An 11,275-nucleotide genomic window follows, 5' to 3' on the forward strand; every position below is an offset into this window, starting at 1 on the left:
ACGCTTTCCGCCCGCCTCCTGACTTTTGATGAATTTGCCGGCTCTACCCGGCTGCCGCATTTCGAATTTGCCGCCTGTCCGCGGCACACCTGCTGTCGAAACCTGGGGCCGGGCGGAAGCGCAGGTGCTTTCTTCCGCCCGGATATATAAGTTGGCTTAGCCCTTGAGGACTTCAACCAGCGTCTTGCCGAGGCGAGCCGGAGACGGCGACACCGTGATGCCGGCCGCTTCCATAGCCGCGATCTTGTCTTCCGCGCCGCCCTTGCCGCCGGAAATCACGGCGCCGGCATGGCCCATGGTGCGGCCGGGAGGTGCCGTTCGCCCGGCGATGAAGCCGACCATCGGCTTCTTGCGTCCACGTTTGGCTTCGTCCTTGAGGAACTGAGCCGCGTCTTCTTCAGCCGATCCGCCGATTTCGCCGATCATGATGATCGACTTGGTATCGTCGTCGGCCAGGAACATCTCGAGTACGTCGATGAACTCGGTGCCCTTGACCGGGTCGCCGCCGATGCCGACTGCCGTCGTTTGGCCGAGACCTTCATTCGAGGTCTGGAAGACGGCTTCATAGGTCAGCGTGCCGGAGCGCGAGAGAACGCCGACCGAACCCTTTTTGAAGATGGAGCCCGGCATGATGCCGATCTTGCATTCCTCAGGCGTCAGGACACCCGGGCAGTTTGGACCGATCAGGCGCGACTTCGACTTGTCGAGCTTGGACTTGACCTTGATCATGTCCTCGACCGGAATGCCTTCCGTGATGCAGATGATGAGCGAAATTTCCGCCTCGATCGCCTCGATGATCGCCTCGGCGGCGCCGGCCGGCGGCACATAGATCACCGATGCGTCGGCACCGGTCCTTTCCTTGCCCTCGGCGACGGAGGCGAAGATCGGCAGATGTGCTTCGCCTTCGAGCGACCCCCAGGTCTCGCCACCCTTCTTCGGATGGATGCCGCCGACCATCTTGGTGCCGTAATAGGCAAGCGCCTGCTCGGTGTGGAAAGTGCCGGTCTTGCCGGTCAGCCCCTGGACCAGGACCTTGGTGTCTTTATTGACGAGAATGGACATGCCTTAGTTCCCTTTCACAGCAGCGACGATCTTCTTCGCCGCGTCGTCAAGATCGTCGGCAGGGATCACGTTCAGCCCGCTCTCTCGTATGATTTTCTTGCCGAGTTCTACATTGGTGCCTTCGAGACGGACGACGAGCGGCACCTGGAGGCCTACTTCCTTCACCGCCGCGATCACGCCTTCAGCGATGACGTCGCAGCGCATGATGCCGCCGAAGATATTGACCAGGATGCCCTTCACGGCCGGATCGGCGGTGATGATCTTGAAAGCCGCGGTGACCTTTTCCTTCGACGCACCGCCGCCGACATCGAGGAAGTTCGCAGGCTCGGCGCCATAGAGCTTGATGATGTCCATGGTCGCCATGGCAAGGCCCGCACCATTGACCATGCAGCCGATATTGCCGTCGAGGGCAACGTAGGCAAGGTCATATTTGGAGGCTTCGATTTCCTTCTCGTCTTCTTCCGTTTTGTCGCGCAGAGCGACGATGTCGTCGTGACGGAAGAGCGCATTGCCGTCGAAGGATACCTTGGCGTCGAGGACGCGCAGGCGACCGTCCTTCATGACGATCAGCGGATTGACTTCGAGCAGGCTCATGTCCTTTTCGACGAAAGCCTTGTAGAGGATTGGGAACAGCGTGTCGCCATCCTTGCGAGCTTCGCCCTGGAGATTCAGCGCATCCGCAAGCTTCTTGCTGTCTTCAGCCGTTACGCCCTTTGCGGGGTCGATAGCGACGGTGATAATCTTCTCGGGCGTGTCGTGCGCAACGGTCTCGATGTCCATGCCACCTTCCGTCGAAACGACGAAGGCAACCTGGCCGACGGAGCGGTCGACGAGAATTGAGAGATAGAGTTCGCGGTCGATATCGGCGCCGTCTTCGATGTAGAGGCGGTTGACCTGCTTGCCGGCCGGGCCGGTCTGCTTGGTGACCAGCGTATTGCCGAGCATTTCCTTGGCATTGGCGACGACTTCGTCGATCGACTTCGCAAGGCGAACGCCACCTTTGGCTTCCGGCGAGAGTTCCTTGAATTTACCCTTGCCGCGGCCGCCGGCGTGTATCTGGCTTTTCACGACGTAGAGCGGACCCGGCAATTCTTTTGCCGCAGCCTCGGCTTCCTCGGCCTTGAAGACGGCCACACCTTCAGCGACCGGTGCACCATAGCTCTTCAGCAGAGCCTTGGCCTGATATTCATGAATGTTCATGGGTTTATTCCTGTTTTGATTACTTCAGCGCGGGCGCGATGTTGATGCAGGCTTCGCACAGGCCGGCGACAGCGCCGACCGACTTGTCGAAGGCTTCCTTCTCCGCCTTGTTGAGGTCGATCTCGATGACGCGCTCGACGCCGCCGGCACCGATAACTGTCGGAACGCCGACATACATGTCCTTGACGCCGTACTGGCCGGAGAGATGCGCCGCGCAGGGCAGAACGCGCTTCTTGTCCTTGAGGTAGGCCTCGGCCATCTCGATTGCCGAGGCTGCCGGAGCGTAGTAGGCCGAACCGGTCTTCAGGAGGCCGACGATTTCGGCACCGCCGTCACGGGTGCGCTGGATGATTTCCTCGAGCCGTTCCTTGGTGACCCAACCCATGGTGATGAGGTCGGTGAGCGGAATGCCGGCAACGGTGGAGTAGCGAGCAAGCGGCACCATCGTGTCGCCGTGGCCGCCGAGAACGAAAGCAGTGACGTCCTGAACGGAAACGTTGAATTCCTTGGCGAGGAAGAGGCGAAAGCGCGAGCTATCGAGAACGCCCGCCATGCCGACGACCTTGTTGGCCGGAAGGCCGGAAAACTTCTGCAGCGCCCAAACCATGGCGTCGAGCGGATTGGTGATGCAGATGACGAAGGCGTTCGGGGCATATTTCTTGATGCCGGCGCCGACCTGCTCCATGACCTTGAGGTTGATGCCGAGAAGGTCGTCGCGGCTCATGCCTGGCTTGCGCGGCAACGCCGGCGGTGACGATGCAGACGTCTGCGCCTTCGATCGCAGAATAGTCGCTGGCACCCGTCAGATTGGCATCGAAGCCTTCGACCGGGGACGACTGGGCGATATCGAGGCCCTTGCCCTGTGGAATGCCGTCGGCGATGTCGAAGAGGACGATGTCGCCGAGCTCCTTCAAGCCGGCGAGATGCGCCAGCGTGCCACCAATCATGCCAGAACCGATAAGTGCGATCTTGTTACGCGCCATTTCGCTGTTTCCTTTGCGATCAAAATCAGTCGGGCGGCGCGTCCAGGGCGTCGTCCAATGACGCAATCGCATAGCCCTAAAGCCCAAAAATGGCAACGTGTTATTTTTGGATCAGCAATTTCAATCGTTTAGATACAAAATATCTTACGTAAACGTAAGATATTTTGTTGCGAAACTGTTACTCGGCGGCGTGCCTTTTATGGTGCGTCGCGAGATATTCCGCGCTGCGCATCTCAAAAAGGCGCGATGCGGTACGATCGAATTCGAAGCCTTCCGTTCCGCGCCGTTCGATCAGCAAATCTTCCGGCATTGCCGCAGCCGACGCATGAAGGCGAACGCCGTGGTCGTAGAGCGTGTCGACAAGAATGATGAAACGCTTCGCCTGGTTCCGCTTGTCCGGACCGAGCATCGGGATGCGATCGACAAAGATCGTATCGAAACGCTTGGCGATCGCGAGAAAATCAGCAGCACCGAGCGGCTTCTCGCAAAGATCGGCGAAGGAAAAGCGCGCCATGCGATCGACTGCGAGCGGCACATGGATCGACCGACCTTTCATCGGGATATCGAAAGGCTGCGCCTTGCGCCCATCCAGCGCCTGCGCCCAGGACGCGTCCATGGCCATATCCGTCCGCTCGTCGATCGGCGTCAGATAGACCGGCTGGCTGTTCAGCTTCTCCATCCGGTAATCCGTCGGGGAGTCCAGCGTCACGACCTCGACATTCTTCCTCAGGAGACCGATGAAAGGCAGGAAGAGACCGCGATTGAGGCCGTCCTTGTAGAGATTGTCGGGCTCGACATTCGAGGTCGCGATGAGCACGCAGCCACGCGCAAAAAGCTCGGAGAACAGCCGCGAGAGGATCATCGCATCAGCGATGTCCGTCACCGTAAACTCATCGAAGCAGAGGAGTTCGGCCTCCTGGTAAAGTGCGGCCGCCACGGGCGGCACGGGATCGGCCTGCTTTATCTCGCCGTTCTTCAGCTTGAGCCGGTGCGCGGCGATGCGGTTGTGGACATCGGCCATGAATTCGTGGAAGTGCGCACGGCGTTTCTTCGAACAGGGCGCCATGCGGTAGAAGATATCCATCAGCATCGTCTTGCCGCGCCCGACGCTGCCGTGAATATAGAGTCCCTTGATGCCTTCGTTTGCCTTTTTCTTCGAAGCGAAGAGCCAGCCGAGCGAGCTCGATTTAGCAGCCGGGCGGCGGCGCTTCAGTTCAAAAAGCACCCGATCGAGGCTTTTTGCCACATCCATCTGCGCTGAATCGATCTGGAGAGCGCCGGAGGCCGTCAGCGATTTCAAGTGCTCGCTGACGCTCGAAGTGTAGTCGGGGATAGGCTGCATGAGGAGGAGTCCGCCTACGCGTCGTCGGCGGGGTGGCCGCCGGTTGTCTTACCGGCTGAGGGTGATCGGTTGGCCGGTGCTCGTCTGGCCGCTGAAGCTGTTGTCGGCGGTCTTGTAGACGCTGCCGATCTGGTTGCCGCTGCGATCCTTGAGAAGAACCTGCTTGCCGGAGACTTCCCAGGAGCCCATCGCCGTCAGCTCGCCGACGCAGCCGCGCGTGCCGCCGCGTGAGCCGCTGCCGAGATTGGTCAGCGTCAGGAACATGTCGCACCTGCCGTTGACGCGCCAGCTGCCGACCATGGATTCCTTGGAGACGTCAAGCGCATTGGACGCCATGGCACCCGGCTGGCCCGGAACCGCAGGCGCGGCCGTCGGAGCGGCGGGAAACTGCGAGGCGCCTGCCGGTGGCGGAAGCTGTCCGCCCTGGACGGAAGGAACAGGCTGCGCCGGTTAGCGGTGCCGGCGAGCTGTAACTCGCATTGTCATATGCCGTGCGCTGGCAGCCCGCCAATGACAGAACAACCGCCACACCCGTCATCGCATATCGCAACTGCATCATCATGCTCCCGATTGTCCGCTCTTGCAGCACAGAATTGGTCATCAGACTGATTTTCGAATTAGCGTATTTCACTTTGGTTAATCAAGTCGGCACAGCCATAAATTGCTCGCGACAGTGCTTATGCCGGAAATGGAGCAATTCAACTTGCCTGCCGGAGAACTTCCTGCAGATAGAATTTGTCAGCAAGGTGATGATCTGCACAATCCTTCGCCCGATTCAGACCGCTGCCAGCAAAAATTCGGAAGAATCCGGCGCAGCCTCTGTCTGCGCCGGACATTTGGCGAGCATCGGCTATCAGAACCGGCGCTCAACCATCATCTTCTTGATCTCGGCAATGGCCTTGGCCGGGTTGAGACCCTTAGGGCAGGTCTGCGCGCAGTTCATGATCGTGTGGCAGCGGTAAAGCCGGAACGGATCTTCGAGGTCGTCAAGCCGCTCGCCGGTCGCCTCGTCTCTGGCTGTCGATCAGCCAGCGATAGGCCTGCAGCAGGACGGCCGGGCCGAGATAGCGGTCGCCGTTCCACCAGTAGCTCGGACAGGAGGTCGAGCAGCAGGCGCACAGAATGCACTCGTAGAGGCCGTCGAGCTTCTGGCGATCCTCGTGGCTCTGCTTCCATTCCTTGGCAGGCGCCGGAGATACGGTCTTCAGCCAGGGTTCGATCGAGCGGTGCTGCGCATAGAAATTCGTCAGGTCCGGAACGAGATCCTTCACCACCGGCAAATGCGGCAGCGGATAGATCTTAACCGTGCCCTTGATGTCATCCATGCCCTTGGTGCAGGCAAGCGTGTTCGTGCCGTCGATATTCATCGCGCACGAACCGCAGATGCCTTCGCGGCAGGAGCGGCGCAGCGTCAGCGTCGGATCGATCTTGTTCTTGATGTAGAGCAGGCCGTCGAGAACCATCGGGCCGCAGTCGTCGACATCGATATAGAAGGTGTCGATCGACGGGTTCTGGCCGTCATCCGGGCTCCAGCGGTAGACGCGGAATTCGCGGGTGTTCTTCGCACCCGCCGGCTTCGGCCAGACCTTGCCTTCGCGTCATCTGCGAGTTCTTGGGGAGAGCGAGTTCAACCATGATAAAATCCTAGTTTGCCGACAGGAGTTCCGTTTTCACGCAACCCCTACAACCACCGAAAGCAGCGTTGCCGGCTGCGAGCGAAGAGCGAGCACGCTGCGCGGCATTCGCTGTCTTCCACACACCGACCTCGTTGCTGACCGCGGCAGCCAAGCCGCCGGGAGCACGCAATTTGTAGCGCTCCGCCGCCATGACGGGCGAGACGGCCCGCACCGCGGCAATGAACGAAGCTAATCCGAGATACTTTCCCATCGTCAATACACGCGAGCCTTCGGCGCGATCTTGTTGGGATCGATGCCTTCAGAGATGAGCTCGGTGTGAACCGGACGGTAGTCGAGCTTGACCTCGCCGGCATTGCTGACCCAGGCAAGCGTGTGCTTGCGCCAGTTGCCGTCGTCGCGGCCGGCGTATGCGCCTTCGGTGTAATCCTCGCGGGCATGCGAACCACGGCTTTCCTTGCGCGCCTCAGCGCCGTAGATCGTTGTGATCGCATTCGCCATCAGGTTTTGCAGTTCGAGCGTCTCAACGAGATCGGAATTCCAGATCATCGAACGGTCAGTGACCTTGATGTCCGACATTTCCTGCCAGATCGCGGAAATGCGCCCGCAGCCGGATTCCAGCGACTCCTGGGTGCGGAAGACGGCGGCGTCTTCCTGCATGGCGCGCTGCATCTTCTCGCGCAGATGCGCCGTCGGCGTTGCGCCACTGGCGTGACGAAGACCATCGAAGCGATCCATGATCTTGTCACAGGCAGCTATGTTCAGATGCGGTGTCGGCGCAGCGCGGTCAATGACCTCGCTGGCACGGATTGCCGCAGCACGGCCGAAAACGACGAGGTCGATCAGTGAGTTCGACCCGAGGCGGTTCGCGCCATGCACCGAAGCACAGCCCGCTTCGCCGACTGCCATCAACCCGGGGATCACGCGTTCCGGATTGGAGCTGTCGGCGTTGAGCACCTCACCCCAATAGTTCGTCGGAATGCCGCCCATGTTGTAATGGACGGTCGGCAGCACCGGGATCGGCTCGCGCGTCACATCGACGCCGGCAAAAATCTTCGCGCTCTCGGAAATGCCCGGCAGGCGTTCATGCAAAACAGCCGGGTCGAGATGGTCTAGATGCAGGAAGATATGATCCTTGTTCTTGCCGACGCCGCGGCCTTCGCGGATTTCCAACGTCATGCAGCGCGAAACGACGTCGCGCGAGGCAAGATCCTTGGCCGAGGGCGCGTAGCGTTCCATGAAACGCTCACCTTCGGAGTTGACGAGATAGCCGCCCTCCCCGCGCGCGCCTTCGGTAATCAGACAGCCGGACCCGTAGATCCCGGTGGGATGGAACTGCACAAACTCCATGTCCTGCAGCGGAAGCCCCGCGCGCGCCACCATGCCGCCGCCGTCGCCGGTGCAGGTATGGGCGGAGGTCGCGGAAAAATAGGCACGGCCGTAGCCGCCGGTCGCCAGCACCACCATTTTCGCGGCGAAGCGATGGATCGAACCGTCATCGAGGCACCAGGCAACAACGCCGGTACAACGGCTACCGTCTTCCGACATGATGAGGTCGAGCGCGAAATATTCGACGAAGAACTCGGCGTTGTAGCGCAGCGACTGGCCGTAAAGCGTGTGCAGGATGGCGTGGCCGGTGCGGTCGGCAACCGCGCAGGTGCGCTGCACCGGCGGGCCTTCGCCGTAGTTCTGCATATGGCCGCCGAATGGGCGCTGATAGATCTTGCCTTCCTCATTACGCGAGAAGGGCACGCCGTAGTGCTCGAGCTCATAGACCGCCTTCGGCGCTTCCATGGCGAGATACTGCATGGCATCGACGTCGCCCAGCCAGTCGGACCCCTTGACCGTGTCGTAGAGGTGCCATTGCCAGCTGTCCGGCGTCATGTTCTGCAGCGAGGCGGCGATGCCACCCTGGGCCGCGACCGTGTGCGAGCGGGTCGGGAATACTTTGGTGATGCAGGCCGTACGGAAACCCTGTTCGGCCATGCCGAGCGTTGCGCGAAGACCGGCGCCGCCGGCGCCGACGACGATCACGTCATAGGAGTGATCGACATATTTGTAGGCTTTCCCATTCTGAGCGGGTGAAGTCGGTGCCATGATACGGTTATCCTACGAAAGCAATTTTCAGAATGGCAAAGAGACAGAGCCCTGCGACCGCGATTGCGAAAAACGAGTTCAGCATCAGCAAGACGAGCTTGCCGATTTCGCTGTGCACGTAGTCCTCGATGATGGCCTGCATGCCAAGACGCATGTGAATGATGCCTGAAATCACCATCAGTCCCATGATGACAGCCACGAAGGGGTTCGACAGCGCATGCACGACATCGGCATAAGGCGCGCCGGCATAAACGATCATGAAGATGACGAAGAAGACGATGAGCGGGAGGTTGGCGACAGCCGTCAGGCGCTGACGCCAGAAGTGTTCGGTGCCTTCCTTGGCCGAGCCAAGGCCGCGAACTTTACCCAAAGGGGTACGCATATCCATGTGAGCGACCTCAGAAGCGAATGATAAAGCCGATCACCCAGACCAGCACGGTAAGACAGAGCGATCCGATGATGTTGGCGATGGCGAGCTTGGTGGAGAATTCTTTCTCGAAACCATAGCCGAGATCCCACAGCAGGTGGCGCAGACCGCCGAGCATGTGGTGAAGCAGTGCCCAGGTGTAACCAAGCAGGACGGCCTTGCCGATGATGCTGCCGAGCACCCAATTCACCCAGTCGTAATAAGCCTGACCGGTCGCAGCCGCAATCAGCCACCAGGCGATCAGCAGCGTGCCGAAATAAAGAGCAGCCCCCGTGATACGATGGACGATCGACATGACCATGGTAGGAATTAGTTTATAAACTTGCAAATGCGGCGACAGAGGCCGGTTATTTGTCACATTCGCCATCAGAACCTCGCGGCGTCTTGCGCTCCCGGATTTCGGAGCATTTCGAGGCAACCACAGGAATGACAAATTTGTCTGTGTGCATTGCATCAACGGCGACGTTTAATCACCGAAGCCCCCGACGACAAGCACAATTGCTGTCTGTTTTTAATTTAATCGATTCGCGTTACCGGGAAGTTGCCGGAAATCGAAACTGGCCCTTTCGAATCAAATTTTATGCTGATTTTTCATCGCTCAAGTGGACACATAGGTAGTTTTGACGCAAGCTGGCGTTAACGATTTGTTAACGATCGGATTTCCGGAGGTTGCGTCTGATGTTCCAGCGGCTGTCGAAAGTCTTTGCGCTGGTGTTGTGTGCCCTGATTGCGCTTCCTGCCACGGCGGGCGAGCGTGCTGGGCATCATCGTGGCGTGACCCATTGGGCAAACAACGCCAAGTGGGCAAACAGCGCCAAACCCTGGTTCGGCGGTCATCGTCGCCATCATCGCCACCATGGCCACGGCCATAACCGTTATGTTCGCCTCAAGCATTTCTCGCCGTCATCGAACGGCTACCGCATCCGCAGCGCTATCGCCGGATCGCCACAGCGTCTGCGCTATGATTACAATGGCACTTACGCCGGCTCCTATGCTTACGAAACGGAAGGCGGCACCTATTTCGGTGCGGACGGCTATGCACTTTACGGTGCGCCGCAGGCCAAGTCGCTCGCACCCGGGCCCAAAGTGATCGACGTTGCGGTGCAAGCCGATCCTTGCAGCTACGAGGCCAGCGTCTGCGTCATCAGGCCTTGAACCGCCAGACCGTCGTCTTCTTGTTCTCGCTATCTTCGAGCGCCCGCGTTACCGGCACTTCGTAGATGGCACAAAACTCCAGCCGCTCCTTTGGCAAATAGGCCCGCCCCGGATCGCCGACCAGAACTTCCTTGCCTTCGCTGGCCAGCCGGTCGAACCACGGAACGAGGGCGTCCGCAAAGACGCGGTCATAGAACACATCGCCCGCCAGGACGATATCGGCATGGACAGGCTTGCCGACGAAATCGGCGCCGCTAAAATCAACCGAGATCCCATTGGCAGCAGCATTGAGCCGCACGGCCGTTTCAGCCCATGGATCGATATCCGCCGCCTTTACCGCCACCGCACCCGCCATCCTCGCCGCGATCGCGACGATCCCCGAACCTGTCGCGAAGTCGAAAACGCGCTTAGTTCGTACCGTTTCCGGATGATCGAGAACATAACGCGCAAGTCCCTGGCCACCCGCCCAGGCAAAGGCCCAGAACGGCGGCGGCAGGCCGATCTCCGCCAGCTCTTCCTCCGTCTTAAGCCAAAGCTCATGCGCTTCGTTCGCCAGATGCAACCGGATCTCCGGCACATGCGGCGGCGTAATCAGTTTCGTATTGGCGCGGATGAAGATTTCCGGGTCGGTCTTCAATGCGGTCAGCGTGGCGGATTGTCGAGGCCGCCCATGCGGCAGACTTCGAGCCACTCGTCATCTGTCACCGGCTGGACCGAAAGGCGCATCGAGGTCACCAGCGCCATCTTCGAAAGTTTCTCATTCGCCTTGACATCCTTCAGCGTCACGGGCTTGGGCAAATCGCGCACGGCGCGGATATCGACGCAATCCCAGCGATCGTCGCCCTTCGCCGTCGAATCCGGATGCGACAATGCGCAGACCTCGACGATGCCGACGATCTCCAGGCCGTCATTCGAGTGGTAGAAGAAGCCTCTATCGCCGATCTGCATGGCGCGCATGTTGTTGCGGGCGAGATAATTGCGGACGCCCGTCCACTCCGTACCTTTCTCGCCTGCGGCCTTCTGCTGCTCCCAAGACCAGGAGGAAGGTTCGGATTTATAGAGCCAATGGGCCATCCCTTATGCCTCCGGATTGTTGAAGACCCAGTTGAAGGGCTTGATCTCGACACTCTCGAAAAGACCAGCCTTCGCATAGGGATCGGCATCGGCTAGTGCCTTGGCGGCTTGCGCCGTATCGGCCTTTACCATGACCAAGCTGCCGCAGGGCTTGCCTTCACCGTCGAGGAACGGTCCGGCCATGCTGAGCGTGCCTTCGGCATTCAGCTTGTTCAGATATTCCAAATGCGCCGCGCGCGTTTCCATGCGTGTGTTGAGGTGCCCCGGCTTGTCCTTGCAGAGAAGTGCAAATAGCATGTCT

12 protein-coding genes and 3 pseudogenes are annotated in these 11,275 nt (G+C 59.8%); 2 read left to right on the forward strand and 13 right to left on the reverse strand.

Features of this window, described 5'->3' with window-relative positions; translation table 11 throughout:
- Nucleotides 1-156: 156 nt before the first annotated feature.
- The 5 genes and pseudogenes from sucD to ACW4PC_RS12715 all read right to left on the reverse strand — a co-directional run bounded on the left by sucD (nt 157) and on the right by ACW4PC_RS12715 (nt 5,143).
- The gene (gene sucD / locus ACW4PC_RS12695; protein ID WP_455874037.1) at nt 157-1,062 is read right to left on the reverse strand and encodes a succinate--CoA ligase subunit alpha; all 906 of its coding nucleotides are present in this window, start codon (nt 1,060-1,062) and stop codon (nt 157-159) included.
- A 3-nt stretch (nt 1,063-1,065) separates the two neighbouring features.
- Nucleotides 1,066-2,262 carry an ADP-forming succinate--CoA ligase subunit beta gene (gene sucC / locus ACW4PC_RS12700; protein ID WP_455874038.1) on the reverse strand — a complete coding sequence of 399 codons (1,197 nt, stop codon included), beginning with the start codon at nt 2,260-2,262 and terminating at the stop codon, nt 1,066-1,068.
- Nucleotides 2,263-2,281: 19 nt separating this feature from the next.
- A pseudogene (gene mdh, locus ACW4PC_RS12705) lies at nt 2,282-3,245 on the reverse strand (malate dehydrogenase).
- Nucleotides 3,246-3,423: 178 nt separating this feature from the next.
- Nucleotides 3,424-4,587: a cell division protein ZapE gene (gene zapE / locus ACW4PC_RS12710; protein ID WP_455874039.1), complete on the reverse strand. Its 1,164-nt coding sequence runs from the start codon at nt 4,585-4,587 to the stop codon at nt 3,424-3,426.
- 48 nt (nt 4,588-4,635) lie between these two features.
- Nucleotides 4,636-5,143 (reverse strand): annotated as a pseudogene (locus ACW4PC_RS12715) (protease inhibitor Inh/omp19 family protein).
- Between ACW4PC_RS12715 and ACW4PC_RS12720 the strand changes: the two are divergent.
- Nucleotides 5,067-5,549 carry a hypothetical protein gene (locus ACW4PC_RS12720; RefSeq protein ID WP_455874040.1) on the forward strand — a complete coding sequence of 161 codons (483 nt, stop codon included), beginning with the start codon at nt 5,067-5,069 and terminating at the stop codon, nt 5,547-5,549. The pseudogene ACW4PC_RS12715 and the gene ACW4PC_RS12720 sit on opposite strands and share 77 nt — an antisense overlap.
- On the opposite strand, the pseudogene ACW4PC_RS12725 reads toward ACW4PC_RS12720, so the two are convergent.
- The 5 genes and pseudogenes from ACW4PC_RS12725 to sdhC all read right to left on the reverse strand — a co-directional run bounded on the left by ACW4PC_RS12725 (nt 5,441) and on the right by sdhC (nt 9,112).
- Nucleotides 5,441-6,222: pseudogene (locus tag ACW4PC_RS12725) on the reverse strand (succinate dehydrogenase iron-sulfur subunit). The gene ACW4PC_RS12720 and the pseudogene ACW4PC_RS12725 sit on opposite strands and share 109 nt — an antisense overlap.
- A 9-nt stretch (nt 6,223-6,231) precedes the next feature.
- Entirely contained in the window at nt 6,232-6,474 is a 243-nt protein-coding gene (locus ACW4PC_RS12730; RefSeq protein ID WP_455875000.1) for a hypothetical protein, read from the reverse strand.
- A 2-nt stretch (nt 6,475-6,476) separates the two neighbouring features.
- Nucleotides 6,477-8,318, reverse strand: coding sequence for a succinate dehydrogenase flavoprotein subunit (gene sdhA, locus ACW4PC_RS12735; protein WP_455874041.1), 1,842 nt, complete (start codon nt 8,316-8,318; stop codon nt 6,477-6,479).
- Between the two features lie 7 nt (nt 8,319-8,325).
- Nucleotides 8,326-8,706 (reverse strand): succinate dehydrogenase, hydrophobic membrane anchor protein, encoded by a 381-nt coding sequence (sdhD, locus tag ACW4PC_RS12740; protein ID WP_455874042.1) that lies wholly within the window; start codon nt 8,704-8,706, stop codon nt 8,326-8,328.
- 10 nt (nt 8,707-8,716) lie between these two features.
- Nucleotides 8,717-9,112 carry a succinate dehydrogenase, cytochrome b556 subunit gene (sdhC, locus tag ACW4PC_RS12745; protein WP_455874043.1) on the reverse strand — a complete coding sequence of 132 codons (396 nt, stop codon included), beginning with the start codon at nt 9,110-9,112 and terminating at the stop codon, nt 8,717-8,719.
- A 311-nt stretch (nt 9,113-9,423) separates the two neighbouring features.
- Here sdhC and ACW4PC_RS12750 point away from each other — a divergent pair, with 311 nt between their 5' ends.
- Nucleotides 9,424-9,900 carry a hypothetical protein gene (locus tag ACW4PC_RS12750; RefSeq protein ID WP_455874044.1) on the forward strand — a complete coding sequence of 159 codons (477 nt, stop codon included), beginning with the start codon at nt 9,424-9,426 and terminating at the stop codon, nt 9,898-9,900.
- Here ACW4PC_RS12750 and ACW4PC_RS12755 read toward each other — a convergent pair.
- From ACW4PC_RS12755 to ACW4PC_RS12765, 3 genes are read right to left on the reverse strand one after another with little or no spacing between them, the layout of a single operon-like run.
- Nucleotides 9,890-10,537 (reverse strand): class I SAM-dependent methyltransferase, encoded by a 648-nt coding sequence (locus ACW4PC_RS12755; protein ID WP_455875001.1) that lies wholly within the window; start codon nt 10,535-10,537, stop codon nt 9,890-9,892. The two genes, ACW4PC_RS12750 and ACW4PC_RS12755, sit on opposite strands and share 11 nt — an antisense overlap.
- A 5-nt stretch (nt 10,538-10,542) precedes the next feature.
- Entirely contained in the window at nt 10,543-10,974 is a 432-nt protein-coding gene (locus tag ACW4PC_RS12760) for an EVE domain-containing protein (protein WP_039846363.1), read from the reverse strand.
- Nucleotides 10,975-10,977: 3 nt separating this feature from the next.
- On the reverse strand, nt 10,978-11,271 hold the full coding sequence (locus ACW4PC_RS12765) for a YciI-like protein (RefSeq protein WP_455874045.1): 294 nt from the start codon (nt 11,269-11,271) through the stop codon (nt 10,978-10,980).
- Nucleotides 11,272-11,275: the final 4 nt, after the last annotated feature.

The organism is Rhizobium yanglingense, assembly GCF_977109285.1.